The organism is Vreelandella mediterranea (assembly GCF_970647075.1).
In genome coordinates, this window is the sequence record NZ_OZ310198.1 from 1,676,058 (window position 1) to 1,692,763 (window position 16,706).

14 protein-coding genes are annotated in these 16,706 nt (G+C 59.3%); 4 read left to right on the plus strand and 10 right to left on the minus strand.

Features of this window, described 5'->3' with window-relative positions; genetic code table 11:
- Positions 1–25: 25 nt before the first annotated feature.
- The 4 genes from ACWFVE_RS07850 to ACWFVE_RS07865 form a co-directional block, all read right to left on the minus strand.
- Positions 26–2,356 carry a putative bifunctional diguanylate cyclase/phosphodiesterase gene (locus tag ACWFVE_RS07850; RefSeq protein WP_447528721.1) on the minus strand — a complete coding sequence of 777 codons (2,331 nt, stop codon included), beginning with the start codon at positions 2,354–2,356 and terminating at the stop codon, positions 26–28.
- Between the two features lie 57 nt (positions 2,357–2,413).
- Entirely contained in the window at positions 2,414–3,085 is a 672-nt protein-coding gene (locus ACWFVE_RS07855) for a Cupredoxin (protein ID WP_447528722.1), read from the minus strand.
- Positions 3,086–3,289: 204 nt separating this feature from the next.
- Entirely contained in the window at positions 3,290–3,847 is a 558-nt protein-coding gene (locus ACWFVE_RS07860) for a transglycosylase SLT domain-containing protein (protein WP_447528723.1), read from the minus strand.
- Between the two features lie 12 nt (positions 3,848–3,859).
- Positions 3,860–5,581, minus strand: a complete 1,722-nt coding sequence (locus ACWFVE_RS07865; protein WP_447528724.1) for a proline--tRNA ligase — start codon at positions 5,579–5,581, stop codon at positions 3,860–3,862.
- Between the two features lie 186 nt (positions 5,582–5,767).
- Between ACWFVE_RS07865 and ACWFVE_RS07870 the strand changes: the two genes are divergently transcribed.
- Positions 5,768–6,202, plus strand: coding sequence for a hypothetical protein (locus ACWFVE_RS07870; protein WP_447528725.1), 435 nt, complete (start codon positions 5,768–5,770; stop codon positions 6,200–6,202).
- Here ACWFVE_RS07870 and ACWFVE_RS07875 read toward each other — a convergent pair.
- The 3 genes from ACWFVE_RS07875 to ACWFVE_RS07885 all read right to left on the minus strand — a co-directional run bounded on the left by ACWFVE_RS07875 (position 6,199) and on the right by ACWFVE_RS07885 (position 10,074).
- Positions 6,199–7,395: a benzoate/H(+) symporter BenE family transporter gene (locus ACWFVE_RS07875; protein ID WP_447528726.1), complete on the minus strand. Its 1,197-nt coding sequence runs from the start codon at positions 7,393–7,395 to the stop codon at positions 6,199–6,201. The genes ACWFVE_RS07870 and ACWFVE_RS07875 overlap by 4 nt on opposite strands.
- A gap of 115 nt (positions 7,396–7,510) precedes the next feature.
- Entirely contained in the window at positions 7,511–8,929 is a 1,419-nt protein-coding gene (locus tag ACWFVE_RS07880) for an amidase (RefSeq protein WP_447528727.1), read from the minus strand.
- Positions 8,930–9,336: 407 nt separating this feature from the next.
- Positions 9,337–10,074, minus strand: a complete 738-nt coding sequence (locus ACWFVE_RS07885) for a Crp/Fnr family transcriptional regulator (protein WP_447528728.1) — start codon at positions 10,072–10,074, stop codon at positions 9,337–9,339.
- 451 nt (positions 10,075–10,525) lie between these two features.
- On the opposite strand from ACWFVE_RS07885, the gene ACWFVE_RS07890 reads away from it, so the two are divergent.
- Positions 10,526–11,113 (plus strand): helix-turn-helix domain-containing protein, encoded by a 588-nt coding sequence (locus ACWFVE_RS07890; protein WP_447528729.1) that lies wholly within the window; start codon positions 10,526–10,528, stop codon positions 11,111–11,113.
- On the opposite strand, the gene nfo is transcribed toward ACWFVE_RS07890, so the two are convergent.
- Complete coding sequence (nfo, locus tag ACWFVE_RS07895) at positions 11,083–11,943, minus strand: deoxyribonuclease IV (RefSeq protein ID WP_447528730.1); 861 nt, start codon at positions 11,941–11,943, stop codon at positions 11,083–11,085. The two genes, ACWFVE_RS07890 and nfo, sit on opposite strands and share 31 nt — an antisense overlap.
- 32 nt (positions 11,944–11,975) lie before the next feature.
- Positions 11,976–12,740 carry a glycerophosphodiester phosphodiesterase family protein gene (locus ACWFVE_RS07900; protein ID WP_447528731.1) on the minus strand — a complete coding sequence of 255 codons (765 nt, stop codon included), beginning with the start codon at positions 12,738–12,740 and terminating at the stop codon, positions 11,976–11,978.
- A gap of 160 nt (positions 12,741–12,900) precedes the next feature.
- On the opposite strand from ACWFVE_RS07900, the gene ACWFVE_RS07905 reads away from it, so the two are divergent.
- Positions 12,901–13,878, plus strand: coding sequence for an NADPH:quinone reductase (locus ACWFVE_RS07905; protein WP_447528732.1), 978 nt, complete (start codon positions 12,901–12,903; stop codon positions 13,876–13,878).
- A 75-nt stretch (positions 13,879–13,953) separates the two neighbouring features.
- On the opposite strand, the gene ACWFVE_RS07910 is transcribed toward ACWFVE_RS07905, so the two are convergent.
- On the minus strand, positions 13,954–14,601 hold the full coding sequence (locus tag ACWFVE_RS07910; RefSeq protein WP_447528733.1) for a TenA family protein: 648 nt from the start codon (positions 14,599–14,601) through the stop codon (positions 13,954–13,956).
- A 253-nt stretch (positions 14,602–14,854) separates the two neighbouring features.
- Here ACWFVE_RS07910 and ACWFVE_RS07915 point away from each other — a divergent pair, with 253 nt between their 5' ends.
- Positions 14,855–16,705 carry an SLC13 family permease gene (locus tag ACWFVE_RS07915; protein ID WP_447528734.1) on the plus strand — a complete coding sequence of 617 codons (1,851 nt, stop codon included), beginning with the start codon at positions 14,855–14,857 and terminating at the stop codon, positions 16,703–16,705.
- The last annotated feature ends 1 nt before the right edge of the window (position 16,706 follow it).

Below are 16,706 nucleotides of genomic sequence, written 5' to 3' on the forward strand. Positions count from 1 at the left end.
AGGTCCCTTCAGTGTATTAGACCGATCAATCGGGCAAGGGGAGCGAGAGCGTTTCGAAATTATCCAGCCACCCCGTCAGCGCCTCGCTTGGCATCGGTTTGGCGATCCAGTAGCCCTGCAAATAGTCGCAGCCAAGCTTGCTCAAAAGCTCGGCACTGGCAAGGTTTTCGACACCTTCGGCGACCAGCCTCAGCCCCAGGCTATGTCCCATTTCGATGGTCGAGCGGACGATAGTGAAATCATCAGCTTGGGTATCCAGGGCGAGCACGAAGGATTTATCGATTTTTAGTTCGTTCACCGGTAGGCGTTTGATTTGGGCAAGCGAAGAGTAGCCGGTCCCATAGTCGTCGATCGCGATCGAGAGCCCCAGGCCTGCGAGTTCGAGCAGCGTTCTGGAGGCGATGTCCACATCCTGCATGACCGCACTTTCGGTCACCTCGACGCTCAGCTGCCAAGGGGTGAGCTGGTAGCGATCCAAAAGCGCCGCGATGCGCTCGCAAAGGAGCGGATCCATGACGTCGCTCGTGGAGAGATTGACCGCCACGGACAAGTGGTAACCGCGCTGTTTCCAGTCGTACAGTTGCGCACAGACGTGGGAGAGCATCCATTGAGACAGCATGCCGATATGGCCGGAGCGCTCCGCGAGCCCGATGAATTCGTCCGGGGGAATGAAGCCAAGATGGGGGTGTTGCCAGCGCATGAGCGCTTCGCATTGATTGACTTGGCCCGTTTGCGTAGTGGCCTTGGGCTGGTAGGCCATCCAGAGCTCACCGTTGTCGACGGCCCTTTGGAGATCGCGAATCAGGGTGAGCTGACGCTGGTGCTGCTCGTCCTGGCCCGTTTGATAGCGTTGATGCGTGCAGTGCGTGCGCTTGGCGGTATCGAGCGCGACATCTGCCCGGCGCAATAAAAGCTGGGGGGTGTCGCCATGTTCGGGATAGTTGACTTCACCCGCACAAAGCGAAGGCACGATAGGCGATTTATCGAGGGTGATCGGGTGACAAAGCGTCTCGAAAAGGGGGGTTCGTCCGCTGGTGCTGCTGGCCTGACGGTCAATCAACAAAAGTTCGTCGCCGTCCAGCCGGTAGGCGGTGCTTTCGATAGCCTTCTGGTTTTGCAGGCGCTGGGCCAATGTCACCAGTACGTTGTCGCCCACCGCGTAGCCAAAGGTGTCCTTGATATCGCGAAAGTTGGCAATCGCCAAACGCATGAGAGTGAAGGCGTTGCCGCTCTCGATGGCCGCGCGGATATCTTCCTCTGCGCTAACCCGGTTGGGGAGGCCGGTCAGCAGGTCGTGGCGCGACTGGTAGTGGAGCACGGCTTCGCGCTTTGCAATCTCGTCTTGCATGGTAAGCAGGGTCACAGCGAGCTGACGGGTCTCGCTAGGTTGATTGCCCTGGTCCAGGTCGGTGACGCGCTCGCCTTGGCCAATGCGCTTCGCGGCCAGGGCGAGCGCCGTAAGAGGTTGGCTCATGCTGCGGGCGCTCCACATGGCCACCAGCGTCGTGAACAAAAGTATCAGCGCCACGATACCCAGAAGCTGCCACCATAGGGAGTGGTAAGCACCCAGCAACTCGTTGCGTGATAGCTGCAAAAGCACGTGGGTTTGATAGGTGTCGCTTGCGTAGAGGGTGCTGGCGTAGGAGAGATACTCGTCGTCCGGGGTCATCTGGCTCGTGTTGGCGTACTCGCCGTCCCTCAGCTGTTCGCGGCTGCTGCTTGCAAGTTCCATCGCGACGGGCCCCGGGAGCGAGCTTGCCAGTTCACTGATCCGGTCGCCTTGATAGGTAACGACGTTGACATCGAGGCCGGTCAACGCCTTGACCTCGTTGGTGACCGTTTCGTCGATCAAAAAGCCCATGCCCACCCAGCCGATTTGGTTGGGCGCGCGAACCGGCAGCAGGGCGAACTCGTAGGGTTGGCCGTCGATGACCACCACACTGACCGCCGAGCCGTTCAAATTGGCGCGCTCGAAAAGCTGAGGAAAGGGCATTTCACTGCCTTGCGCGTGATGACTACTCGCCAGAATACGCCCCTCGAGGTCGCTAAGAAGCACCGTATCGGCGTTGGCGCGGGTGCCGTGGTTGACCAGCACCGAATAAAGCGTTTGATTATCCTGGGTGGACACCGCGCTTTTGAAACCGAAGTCGCCGGCGAGAATGGCAATATTCTGGCTGAGCTGCTCGCCACGCGTCGCGAGCAGCTGATGAAAGACGTTGGCGCCCACCTCGAGGCGCTGATGGCCCTTGGCAATGATGTCGTTTTGCGTGGCGCGAAGAAACGCCGCGCCGGTGGCAATCTGCGACACGAGCACGACGGCGAGCAGGACCAGCATCAGGCGTGTGCGAAAGCGCATGGCATCCTCGAGCAGATAGCACCTGTGGACACCAGCCGATAACGAATCATCATGACATCAGCTCCCGGTGGCCTGCCTAAAGCGTTCTTGAAGCGGCGAAAGAGAAGGTGCCACTGGGGGTAGCGCGTTAAGCTCGAGGCGAACGTCCAGCGGTGCGTGCTGAGTAATCTCGCCTTCCCACCAGACTTGTTGGCGGTCGTCCAGCTGCGGGTGCCAGACCCGAACGCGGTGTCCCCCCGGGGGTAATTCGGGAAGATGCAGCACACCGTCAGCGCCGGTTTTTTGCACGTAGGGCGCCTCGCTTACCACGATGAACGCCTGCATATTGTCGTGAATATTGCAGCCCAGCACGACGATACCTGACTGGTCGAACTCGATGGGCGGCGGCGTTTCCTGCAAGTAGAGGTTGAGTTCGAAGGTCTTGGCCGGTGAAAACGAATAAACGTGGTGGCGCGTCGTATCCTGATTAGGAAACGAGACGAAGCTTCCCACGGGCACGGCCAGCACCCGAGGATGAAACGCCGCATTGCGTTGATAGATACGGCCTTCTTCGGTGGGTGTATCCGTTTGATAGGGGGCGTAAACCTCGACCACCGCATCTTCGAGCGGCTGGCCACGGGTATCGCTAACCGTAATGACCGCCCCGTAGCTATAAGAGGCCATCGCTAAAAGCGTCAGCACAGCGGCGCGTGCCGAACCTGCAAGGATACGACAGGTGGATAATGCCACAAGGCCCCCAGTTTAAATTGAGAAATAATGAACTTAATAGTGTGTCGCTTGACGTGAAAAGTCATGCTATCCGTTTAACGATAAGCCAACTTAACTAAAAAAAGTACTAGAAAGAAACGGGCCTTGAGAGAGGAGGCTGGCAGGTATGTCTAACAGGTACGTATAACGGGTAGGTATAAAAAGGGCGTGAGGCCGCTATGAACGCTAGCGCCAGGCGGATTGCCAGGCGCGCATTACCCGCTCCGGGTACCAGGTTTTGCCCTGGCTTCCGTTATAGCGGGCCAATGCCCGGGTAAAGTCGCCCCCTTCTACGGCCAGGTAGTGGGCCAGAATCGTACAGCCGTAGCGAAGGTTGCGGTCAGGATGGGTCAGGTCGTCCATGGGCAGGCCAAGCTCGGCTACCCAAAAGGGCATGATTTGCATCAAGCCCACGGCGCCAGCGGTGGAGACCGCTTCCTGTTTGAAGGCGCTCTCCACCTCGATCAGCGCAAGCACCAGGCTCGGGGGTAGCCCGGCCAGATGCGCCTCCTGGTAGAGGCGGGTCAACAGAGCGTCGCGCTCGGCGGGGTCGGCAATGAACCTGGCAAGCGGCGGGTGCATTCGCGCTCGCCACTGGCGCATCTCGGCACTCAACGCGTGCTGCTCGGCACGGCCCGCGGCCTCGAATGTCGAGCGAAGCGGCGCCTCGGCCACGGCGACCAGCGGCGATAGAGCAAGGCATAGCGCGCTCGCCCCTACCAGGCGCCACCGCCGCGCCGACACGCTCACGGCCGGTTAGCGGCCGGCGCGTTCGTTTAAAAACGCGGTGATCTGATCCTGGGCCACCATGGTCGCCTCGGCGTCGCGGCGGCCCTTGTACTCGAGCTCGCCGTTATCCAGGCTGCGATCGCCAATCACGATACGATGCGGTACGCCCATCAGCTCCAGGTCGGCAAATTTTACCCCCGGGCGGGTATCGCGGTCGTCCAATAGTACGTCGAAACCGGCCTCGGTCAACGACTGGTAGAGCGCCTCGGAGGCTTCGCGCACGCGCTGTGATTTATGCGCGTTCATGGGCACCAGCGCGACGTTGAACGGGGCGATGGCATCGGGCCAGATGATGCCGGCGTCATCGTGGTTTTGCTCGATGGCGGCGGCCACCACGCGGGTGATGCCGATACCGTAGCAGCCCATCCAGGGGTGGCTGGTCTTGCCGCTGTCGCCCAATACCTTGGCGTCCATCGCCTCGGAGTATTTCTGGCCGAGCTGGAAAACGTGGCCGACTTCGATGCCGCGCTTGATCGAAAGCGACCCTTTGCCGTCCGGCGACGGGTCTCCTTCGACCACGTTGCGCAGATCCGCCGTCTGCGGCAGCGCCAGATCACGCTCCCAGTTGATGCCGAAGTAGTGCTTGCCTTCGATATTGGCGCCGGCGCCGAAGTCGGACATTAGCGCGACGCTGTGATCGATGATTATCGGCATATCGAGCCCCACCGGGCCCAGTGAGCCAAAGCCCGCGCCAGCGGCGGCGCGAATCTCCTCTTCATCGCCCATGGTCAAAGGGCTTGCCACCTCGGGCAGGTTTTCCGCTTTCACTTCATTGAGCTCATGATCGCCGCGCACCAGCAGCGCGATCAGCCCGCCTTCAGCGCCGCGTACGATCAGTGTTTTCACGGTTTTTTCGATAGCAAGGCCGTGCTGCTCGACCAATGCGGCAATGGTCTTGGCGTTGGGCGTGTCGACCAGGTGCATTTGTTGGCTCGGCGCGTCGCGCTTGGCGTCACTGCCAAGCGGGGCGGCCAGCGCTTCGGCTTTTTCCATGTTCGCGGCGTAGTCGGATTCGTTGGAGAAGACGATATCGTCTTCGCCGGAGCTTGCCAGCACGTGAAACTCGTGAGAGCCGGTTCCGCCGATCGAGCCGTTGTCGGCGATCACCGGGCGGAAATCGAGCCCCAGCCGGGTGAAGATACGCGTGTAGGCGTCGTACATGTGCTGGTAGGTTTCGCCGAGCGAGGCCTCATCGCTGTGGAAGGAGTAGGCGTCCTTCATGATGAACTCCCGCGAGCGCATGACGCCAAAGCGCGGGCGAATTTCGTCGCGAAACTTGGTTTGAATCTGGTAGAAGTTAACGGGCAACTGCTTGTAACTGGAAATTTCCCGTCGAACGAGGTCGGTAATGACCTCTTCGTGGGTCGGCCCCACACAGTAGTCTCGCTCGTGGCGGTCCTTGACGCGCAAAAGCTCCGGGCCGTACTGCTCCCAGCGGCCGGACTCCTGCCACAAATCCGCCGGCTGAACCGCGGGCATGAGCACTTCCTGGGCGCCGGCGCGGTCCATCTCTTCACGTACGATGCGCTCGACCTTGCGCAGCGTGCGCAGCCCCAGCGGCAGCCAGGTATAAAGGCCCGAGGTCAAACGGCGAATCATGCCGGCGCGCAGCATCAATTGGTGACTCACGACCTCCGCATCGGCCGGGGTCTCTTTTAGTGTGGCAATCAGTAGTTGGCTGGCGCGCATGAGCGAGGAATTTCCTTTAGGGTCGGTAATACGTTGAATGATTGCATTGTACGGGCAAGCGGTAAAGGCGGCAAAAATTAAGCGCCGTGCCAAAGCGTTAGCGCAATTATGCTAGACTGGGCCGCTTTAAATGGTATAACCGGTTTATAGCCAGGCCATTTTTTCACTTTTTCAGGAAGGGCATCGATGAAACAGCTCGTACACCGTGGTTTGAAAGGCGCCGTCATAGGGGGTCTGATCATTAGCTTGAGCGGTTGCGGGACGCTGTTTCACCCGGAGCGCAAGGGCCAGCTGAGCGGCAACGTAGACCCGGTGGTGGCCATCGCCAACGGCGTTGGGCTTTTGTTTTTCATTCTGCCCGGCGTGATCGCCTACGCAGTGGACTTCTCCAACGGTACGATCTACTTGCCCAGCAATTCGAGTGCCTCTATCGATACCTTCAAGCTCGACGACTCCCAGGATCTGGCTTCGCTCGAGCGAATCCTTTCCGACAAGGCCGGCCAGCCCGTCAACCTGCACGACGAGCTCTTGATCATGGAAGAGGTCGAAAGCCTGGATGAAGCGCTCGCCCTGGTGCGGATGTCCGGCGTCATGGACGACGAGCGCCTTAGCACGCTTTAAAGCGCGCGCCGGGCAAGCTTTAACGTGATAAGCCCGGCCACCAGCCCCCAAAAAGCGCTGCCAATACCCAACAGCGTGATGCCAGAGCCGGTCAGCAAAAAGGTAACGATCGCGGCGTCGCGCTGATCGCTTTGTGCAAACGCGCCGGCAAGCCCCCCACTCAATGTGCCCAACAGCGCAATTCCGGCAAGTGCGATGACCAGTGCCTGGGGCAGGGCCGTAAACAGCCCGGTCACCGTCGCCCCGAACACGCCCATCAGGATATAAAACACGCCCGCCGCCACGCCCGCCGTGTAGCGCCGGCGCATATCTGCGTGGGCGTCCGGCCCGATACACACCGCCGCGCTGATCGCCGCCATGTTCAGCGCAAAGCCGCCAAGCGGTGCCAGCAAAAACGTCGCCGCCCCAGTCCAGCCGATCAACGCGGAGCTATTGGGCTGATACCCCGCCGCGCGCAGTACCGCCACCCCGGGCAGGTTTTGCGTGGCCATGGTGATGATGAAAAGGGGGATGCCGATGCTGATCAGCGTGGTGGGTGCGAAAGCGGGCGGGGTCCATACCGGTAGCGCCGGGGCAAGCGGGATGCCCGCCATGTTCACCTGGCCCAGCAAAAGCGCGGCGGCAAGCCCCACCAGCAGCACGACCGGTACGGCAAGCGTTGGCCAAAGCCGCCGGCCCGCAAGCCAGGTGACCAGCATGATCAGCGGTAACAGCCACTCGGTTTCCATCACGCTAAAAAGCTCGAGCCCGAAGCGCAGCAAAATGCCCGCCAGCAGGGCCTGGGCAATGGCGTTGGGAATATGGCGCATCAGTCGCTCGAAAAGCCCGGTTACACCGCACAAAGTGATCAAAAACGCCGAGAATAGAAACGCGCCGATCGCCTCGTTGATCGGAATGCCAGGCAGGCTGGTCGCCAAAAAGGCCGCCCCGGGCGTGGACCAGGCGGTGAGGAGTGGCATGCGGTAGCGAAGCGACAGCCCAAGCGAGGTCAACCCCATACCGATACCCAGCGCCCAAAGCCAGGAGCTGATCTGTGCCGCCGTCGCGCCCGCCGCCGCGGCGGCCTGAAAGACGATGGCCGCCGAGCTCGTATAGCTAATGACCACCGCCACCAGCCCCGCGGTAACCGTGGAAAGCGTGGTATCACGCCAAAGTGAGGGGCTAGCAGGAGTAGAGTGCTCGGGGGTCGTCATGGCGGGCCTTTAATCGTCGGTATACGTTATAACGCACAAAACGACGCTACCATTGTGCGCTATAGCGCACAATGGTTGTCGAGGCGTTCACCACGCCCGCCTTTGGGGGAATTACCTATCCCGGCGTATGGGAAGGGTCGGGAATGCTTGGAAAGCGCGGCGGGTTATGGAGCATGTAGGCGTGGCACGCGCGCAGCACGCGTATATCGTCGAATTTACCGCCGGCAAGCTGAAAGCCCACGGGTAGCCCTTCGTTGGTAAAGCCGCAGGGCACGGAAGCCGCTGGCTGCTGGCTCAGGTTGAAGGGGTAGCTAAACGAGGCCCACTCTTCCCAGTCGCGCATGTCGCTGCCCGGCGGCACTTCGTGGTTGGCCTCGAAGGGAGGAATCGCCACCGCCGGGGTCATCAGCAAATGGTAGTTCTGGTTGAAATACTCGAGGCGCTGAGTGATGTAGGCGCGCTCGTTGAGCGCCCGGAAAAAGTCCAGTCCGCTCCAGCCTTGTGCCTCCTTGGCGTTGGCCACCAGGCCCGGGTCGAGCAGTTCGCGCTGCTTGTCGTCCAGTTGATCCCACTGGTGAAGCGAGGCGGTGAACCAGAGCTTGCGAAAGGTATCGATCGCCGGGCTCAGGCCCGGGTCGACCTCGACGACCTCCGCACCCAGCTCGCTCAACACCTTGGCCGCCTCACGCACTTTTTCCGCCACCTGGGGGTCGACGTTGACATGACCAAGATCCGGTGAAAAGCCGATACGCAAACCTTCCAGGCTCTTGTGCAGGTCTTCGCCCCAGCAGTCGGGCTGGCCCCGAGTGGCGTAGGGGTCGCGGTAGTCGTAGCGGCCGATCACGTTGAGCATGCTGACCGAGTCTTCTACCGAGCGGGTAAGTGTGCCCAGGTGCGAAAGGCTGGGCTCCTTGGCCGGTGGCCACTGAGGCACCCAGCCGTAGGTGGGCTTGAAGCCGAAGGTGCCGGTAAAAGCGGCGGGAATGCGAATCGAGCCGCCGGAGTCGCCGCCCTGGTGCAGTACACCCATATTGAGGGCCGCGGCCACCGCAGCACCGCCGGACGAGCCGCCTGGTGTGAGCCGCGTGTCCCAGGGGTTGGTGGTGGCGCCGAATACGCGGTTATCGGTCACCGCTTTCCAGCCAAATTCCGGCGTGTTGGTTTTGCCCAGAATGATCGCCCCGGCTTCGCGCAGCATACGCGCCGGTGGGGAGTCGGTATCGCACACCTTTTTGGTGGTGGTGAGCGAGCCTTCCCGGCACGGCATGCCCGCCACCTGGGCCAGGTCCTTCATCGACACCGGCACGCCATCGATGGGGCTTAACGGTTTACCCTGGCCCCAACGCCTGGCCGAGGTCTTGGCGGCGCTTTCGGCGCCCTCGTGGTCCACGTGAACGTAGGCGTTGACCTCGTCATTGAAGCGATCGATACGCTCCAGCGCGGCGCGGGTGGCTTCAAGGGGCGAAGCCTTTTTGTTTTCGAAAAGTTTACGAAGCGAATGGGCATCCATTAAGCCTAAATCGGTCTCGCTCACAACGACTCCTTGTCTGATTCTTCTCCGGGTTTGTACTTTGTCGGCAGTGAAGCCGATATAAGCCTAGCAAGTAATGCCGAGGGCGCAAGACGTCCGGTTTTTCGTTCTTAAACGTGCCCAACCGAGGCGTTTTAAGGGAAAGGTCCTGATGGTTTATCGTGATTATCAATGAATATTAAGGTTATTTAGTGGCTTTGTTATATTAGGTTACTTACAACCCTGGGTTTAAAAGCCAATATGGCCTGGGCGGATAAGGATATTCGCCAGGGAGTATCGAATCAGGAAGATTTCCAGGGAGGCGCGGGCAGGATGCCCGCGATGTTCACACGGACGTCGCAGCAAAGCCCGGCCTCATGGCCGGGCTTCTACGTTATGGCCCTGCGCATTAATTAATGGGGGGCAAGGCATCAAATTTCCTTGGCCAGGCTTGGCGGGGCTTGATCCAGGTGCAGGTACGTTGCATCGAAGCCGCTAAAGGCTTTCATCCTTTCCCAGTCGAGAATTTTCATGCGTTTGCTTTCCCAGAAAATCAGCTCTTCAGCGCGGAGCTTGCTCACGACGCGGCTGGTATGTACCGGGGTGATGCCCATGGCCTCGCCTATTTGCTGCTGGGTCAGCGGAAGGTAAAACGAATGATCGCTCGTTAAGCCGGCCGCCCAGGAGCGAACCAGTAATTCGCAAAACAAATGGGCCATGCGCTGGTCGGCCCGCCTGCCGGCAATGTTGAAAACCCATTCGCGTAAGGTGGATTCATCGACGAGCATCGACCAGAAAAGAGCGCGCGCAATCCGCGGGTGGTGTTCGTAGATTTTTTCGATATTGTGCTTGGGAATAGACGTGAACGTCGAGGGCACCACGGCGCATATGGAGTGATCCATTTGCTTTATGAGGGTGATATGCACATCGCACGCGTCGCCGGGTACCAAAAACGCGAGCGCTTGAAACTTGCCTTCTGCACTTACTTTGTAGCGCGTCGCCCAGCCTTCGAGCAAAATATTGACTTCGTAGGGTTTATCTACTTCTTGTATGAGGTTTTCGGACTTTTTCAGGGTTCGGATGGGGGTTACATAACCTTCGAGTGCGCTGACTTCCTCTTTAGAAAAAGATTGGAAGTTTTCCAGCTTCTTAATGAAATTTTTGAGCAAAAGGAGTATCCCTGGAAGGTGCATTCATCAAGCACTTACGTTTATAAGCCTAAAAAACAATTTTGTAAAAACATATATTTAATAAAAAATTTAACATTGTTTAATGTTTTTAGGAAGTGAGTTTTTGTTTTTAAAAAAGGATACTAAAAAATGAGACTTAAAGCGGTTTTTAAATTCTTTGGAATTTAGGTTTTTTATGCGATTAAAAAGGAGAGGGGTATATTTTAATATTACCGGCGCGCCATTGATTATATGAATTAAATTGGGTGGCATTTTAATTTCAGTGCTGCGTTTATAAAGACGCTATCGCTTTTTGCGTGCGGTCGGATACTACATCAATGGCCAAATCAGGCCGATGCTGGGCCTCGCCTTGGCGCCTTTTTTTATCGCCTGTCGAGATTAGAAAAATGAACTGGCGTGTAGTAAAACGTCGTTTTCACAGGAGAGATCGATGACACGCGAATCACCCGCCATTGCCGGTTACGTTGCCAGTACCGTTAAACGGCTACGCAATGCACGGGGGTGGAGCCTGGGTCGCGCTGCCACGCAAACCGGTGTGAGCAAGGCGATGCTGGGGCAAATCGAACGCGGCGAATCGAGCCCGACGGTGTCGACTCTCTGGAAAATCGCCAGCGGGTTTCGGGTGTCGTTTTCCACCTTGTTCAATGGCTCGAAGCCCGCTCAGGGCGAGCTCGAGCGTGATAGCGGGGAGTCGGTGTGGGGGCATGATAGTGCGGGCATGCAGGCGCGGCTGCTGTTTCCGTTCGATCCGCTTTTGGGCTTCGAGATGTTCATGATCGAGCTTGCCCCGGGGGCAATGAGCGAATCCGCGCCCCACGCAAGCGGGGTCGTCGAGCATATCGTGGTTATCGAGGGGGAAATGGAGCTGCGCATCGACGAACGCTGGCAGTGCCTGAAAGCCGGCGAGGGGCTGCGGTTTTTCGCCGACCGGCCCCACGCCATGCGCAATAGCGGAGCGGCGAGGCTTCGCTTTCACGACGTCATTCATTACTTGCCCGGCGCGGCTTCGGGCAACTGAGTACGCAGCCAGCGGATCTCTTCCGGCCAGTTTTCTGGCTCGACGGTTTCCAGTATCAGGGGGATATCGTCGGTGCGAGCGTCCTGAATAATGGTCGTGAACGCCTCCAAACCAATGTTGCCCTTGCCCAGGCTATGGTGGCGGTCCACTCGGCTTGCGAACTCGCTTTTGGCGTCGTTCAAGTGCATGCCGCGCAGGTAGTCGAACCCCACGATGCTGCCAAGCGCGTCCAGGGTTTGCTCGGTGGCCTTGGCGTCGCGCAAATCATAACCGGCTGCGAAGGCGTGGCAGGTATCGATACACACGCCCACGCGGGTTTTGTCCTCGACGTTTTCGATAATCGTGGCCAGGTCCTCGAAGCGCCAGCCCAGGTTGGTGCCCTGGCCTGCCGTATTTTCGATCACCGCGGTTACGCCTTGGGTTTGTTCGAGCGCGATATTGACCGACTCGGCGATACGTAAAAGGCAGTCGTGCTCGCTGATCTTTTTCAAAAAGCTGCCCGGGTGAAAGTTCAAAAGCGTCAGCCCCAGCTGTTCGCAGCGCTGCATCTCATCCAAAAACGCCGCCCGGGATTTCTCGAGGCCTTCCGCCTGGGGGTGGCCCAGGTTGATCAGGTAGCTATCGTGGGGAAGAATTTGGTGAGGCCCGAAGCCCTGCGCGTCGCAGGCTTTTTTGAATGCCTGAATGGCCTCTTCGGTGAGCGGCTTGCCTTTCCACTGGCGCTGGTTCTTGGTGAACAGCGCAAAGGCGTTGGCGCCGATCTCGACGGCGCGGTGTACGGCCTGGTCCGGCCCGCCGGCGGCACTGACGTGGGCACCGATATACTTCATGACGTTTCCTTACTGGGACGTGGTTTCGCCCATTATGCGTTATCCCGGTGATCCAAAAAACGTTTGAAAAGCGCCGGTTGATCGGTAATCGCGCTCGCAATCCCCCAGGCCCAGCGGGGCTCGAAGGCGCTGGGGTCATTGGGCGTATAGCAAAGAAGCTGATAGCCGGCCCCGACCATTGCCTCGGCCTGGGGGCGTTTCAGGCGTGCCCAGTCCGGGTGAATACTAAACGCCTCGAGCTCTTCGCATACCGCCTGCCACCCCTTGGGGATGCTTGCGAACAGCACACCCAGCGCGAGGGCCTCGCTACCGGCGAATTCACGGCAGCGGCGCAGCGCCGCCATATCGAAGGAAGAGACGATAAGCCGCTCGGCGGGAATTTCATTCAAAAGCGTAGGCATTACCGCGTTGACCAACGCGATCGGGTCGCGGCCCTTATTGACCTTGATTTCCAGGTTGACGCCCATGCCGAGCTCGTTTAAAAGCGCCAGCATTTCATCCAAGGTGGCCATTTTTTCACCGGTGAAGCGGTCGCAAAACCAACTGCCCACGTCCAACCGCTTGGCGGCTTGTAGACTCAGGCTTGCAAGCCCGCCGCGCCCGTCGGAGCAGCGCCGGACATCGGCGTCGTGCCAGATCACCGGCGTAGCGTCGGCCAGCAGCTGCACATCGAGCTCTACCCAGGTGGTGCCGGCGTTGTAAGCTTCGCGCACGGCGGTCAGGGTGTTTTCCGGGGCGGCGGCAGAGTAGCCGCGGTGGGCGATCAGCGCCGGTAACAAAATGCCTGGATTCGACATGGTGTATCCGTAATAGTGTTGGAGTAAAAGGCCAGTCTAGCATGGGCGTATGACAGCGCGATGGCTTCGCCAGAAGGCTTGATTTATCGCCTCTGACGCGGTTGGATAATGCAAGGTAGTCGATCGTTTAATCACCCGATGAATAAGGGAGTGTTCGTTTATGGCCAAGCGGATCGAGTTTGCAACCACCGGTGCCTCGCAAGTGCTCGAGGTAAAGGATGTCGACCCTAAAGCGCCGGGCAAGGGCGAGGTTCGTATTGCCAACAAGGCCGTGGGGCTCAACTTTATCGATATCTACTTTCGTACCGGGCTTTACCCGGCGCCCTCCATGCCCTCCGGGCTTGGCACGGAAGGGGCCGGCGTGGTGGACGCGGTGGGTGACGGCGTGAGTCATTTGAAAGAGGGCGACCGGGTGGCCTACGCCCAAGGGCCGCTGGGTGCCTACGCCGAGCTTCATGTGCTCCCCGCCGACAAGGTCATCAAACTGCCCGAGGGTATCGACTTCGAAACTGCCGCGGCGAGTATGCTCAAAGGTCTGACCGTTCAATACCTGCTGCGCCAAACCCAAAAGCTCGAAGGCGGCGAGACGATTCTTTTTCACGCCGCCGCCGGTGGGGTGGGCTCCATTGCCTGCCAGTGGGCGAAGGCGCTGGGCGTGAAGCTGATCGGCACGGTGAGCTCGAAGGAGAAAGCCGAGCTTGCCAAGGCCAACGGCGCCTGGGCGACGATCAACTACGCCGAGGAGAACGTGGTCGAGCGCGTGCGCGAGCTAACCAATGGCCAGATGTGCGACGTGGTTTACGACTCGGTGGGTAAAGATACCTGGGAGATGTCGCTTGACTGCTTGAAGCCGCGCTCGCTGATGGTGAGTTTTGGCAATGCGTCGGGGCCGGTCGATGGCGTCAACATCGGTATTCTCAATCAAAAGGGCGCGCTGTTCGTGACCCGGCCAAGCCTTAACGGCTATGCCGACACCCGGGAGCGCTTCGAGCAGATGTGCAGCGAATTTTTCGAGATGATCGAAAGCGGCAAGATCAAGATCGACGTGGCCAATCGCTACCCGCTCGAAGAGGCCGGTAAGGCCCAGGATGCGCTGCAAAGCCGTCGAACCACTGGTTCTACCATTCTTCTTCCCTGATCCTGGGTTGGAGATTTTCGAGAACAAAAGCCGCCCTGGGCGGCTTTTGTCGTTTGAACGCGGCGGCTTTGAGGGTTATCGGTCGGTATTTTCGTAGACCATATCGAAAAAGCGCTGCTCGATGTGGCTTGCCTCGACAAAGGGGGCGCGCAGGCTCTCGAAATCGCGCTCGGCACCGACCCGGTTGAGCTCGGTACGTAAAAAGTCCACCCAGCGTACGAAATCCTCATCGCTATGAATCACGATCCAGTCGCGGTGTTCGGCGCGTTCGGGCAGCGGCTGCTCGGCGCGCTGGGCCCAATCGAGATAGAGCCATTCAGCCACCACCAGTACGACCAGAATCAGCGCGTAGTCCTGGGATTGGCAGGCCTTGTCCATAAGCGCAATGAAGGCCTGGGTGGGTTCGGCATGGGGTGGGTTGCGCCACTGCGCCTCGGCGACGCCGAGTGCCTGAAAGGCGTTGATGAAATAGCGGTACTCGCCCCCGGCGACGATGGCTAGCTGGCGCGCGTGGGTGAGCCGCGCCTCGGGGTCATCCGCGGCGCACACCGCCGCGCCCAGTAAACGTACGAAGGTATCGCAAAAACAAAAATCTTGAACCAGGTAGCGCGCGAACGCGGGATCGCTGATGTCGCCGCTGATCAGTTCATCGACGAAACGATGGTTAACCGAGGCGTCCCAGTAGGGGGCGGCCGCTTCGCGCAAACGTTGACACAAATCCATATAAACGTCCTTTCAGTGGTGGGGGCTTTGGGGGCTCGCTCAGTGCCCGATTGGTCGGCTTAAGTGTAAGCGCGGCAATGGGCCCGCGGTAGCCGGTTTTAAAGCGGTGCCGACATTGGCGCCCCGGCTATGAATACCCTATGGCTTCGCCCGCTAATTAATAAGTTAACTTGCGCCGTGTTTTGGGTTAAAAGATCAATAGATTACATACCACGCGGCAACCGTGCCAGGTGGTAAAAGGAGACGTTGTTCAATGGCGATCGAGTCGCTCGGACTGGCCCCCAGTACGCTCATTTTCATCATCCTGGCACTGACACTGGCGGCGTTCATTTGGGGCCGCTTTCGCTATGATCTGGTCGCGCTGACCGCGCTTTTGAGCTCGGTCATGGTGGGCCTGGTGCCGGCGGATGCGGCTTTTTCAGGTTTTGGCCACCCGGCGGTGATTACCGTCGCTGCGGTGCTGGTATTGAGCCGCGGTTTCGAGCGCTCCGGGGTGGTCGATATCATCGCCCACCAGGTCATGAAGGCCGGTGAGCGCCTGATGCTGCAGCTTTTGGTGCTGGTGGGCACGGTCGTGGTGCTCTCGGGAATCATGAATAACGTCGGCGCTTTAGCGCTACTGTTGCCGGTGGCCATGCGCCTGGCGCGCGAGCACAATACCTCGCCTTCACTTTTGCTGATGCCCCTGGCGTTTGGTTCGCTACTAGGGGGGCTGACGACGCTGATCGGTACGCCGCCCAATATCATTATCGCCGCATACCGGGGCAACATTACCGGCGAAAATTTCAGCATGTTCAGCTTCTCGCCGGTGGGCGTGGCAGTGGCACTGGCGGGCCTTGCCTTTATCGTACTGCTGGGATGGCGCTTTACCCCCAAGCGCAATAGCCAGGCAGGCTCTGCGGACATGTTCGATACCGCCAACTACCTGGTCGAACTAAAAGTCGCCGAGGAATCCAAAGCCAACGGGTTAACGCTTCAACAGCTTCGCGACGAGTTGGACGAAACGATCCCGGTGCTTGCCGTGGTGCGCGATGATAGCCGCCTCGCGGGTTACTCGTTTCACGGCGTGCTCAAGCAGGGCGATATTCTATTGCTCGAAGCCGGCCCGGACGAGCTTCAGCTACTGGAGGACAAGGTCGGTTTGAGTGCCGTGGCGGAGCTTGACCAGGACGCGCCGGAGGGGCAAAAAAGCCAGGGTGAAGAAGAGTCCGACCCGCAGGACGACGAGCCGGTCGATACCGAAGGCCTGCAGCTTGTCGAAGCGGTGGTACGCAATGATTCGATGATGATCAACCGCAGCGTGCGCCAGCTTCGCCTCAACCATCAGTTCGGTCTTCATCTGGTGGCCGTGGCGCGCGATGGCGGCCGTTTGAAGCAACGCCTTCGCGATATCCGCTTTCAAACCGGCGATGTATTGCTGCTCCAGGGCAGCGAAAAGGAGATTGGCTACAGCCTCTCGACGCTTGGCTGTCTGCCGCTTGCCAATCGTGAGCTGCACTTGGGCCAGCCGCGTAAGCTTGCCGTGTCGTTGGGAATTTTTGCGCTGGCCATTGTCGCCATGTTGTTTGATTTGCTGCCCGCCGCGGTCGCCATGAGCTCGGCGGCGCTGGTATCGCTTTTGATCGGCGTGCTGCCGCTTCGAGAAGGCTACCAGGCCATCGACGGGCCGGTGATCGTACTGCTGGCCGCCATGCTGCCGGTGGGCGAGGCGCTCGAAACCAGTGGTGGGGCGGACATCATCGCCAACGCGCTTTTATACTTTGGCGCCGATTGGCCCGTCGTCATCTCCCTCGTGGGTCTTTTCATCCTGTGTATGCTGCTCTCCAACATCGTCAATAACGCCGCCGCGGCGCTTTTGATGGCGCCGATCGCGGTGAGTTTGGCAAACGGCTTCGACGTCTCTTTAGAACCCTTTTTGATGGCCGTGGCGGTTAGCGCTTCCTGCGCCTTCCTGACGCCTATCGGGCATCAGTCCAATACCCTGGTGCTCGGCCCCGGCGGCTACCGTTTCAGCGACTACTGGAAGCTGGGTCTGCCGCTTTCGATCGTGGTCATGGCCACCGCTATCCCCGTAATTCTGCTAGTGTGGCCTTTATCCGGCTAGA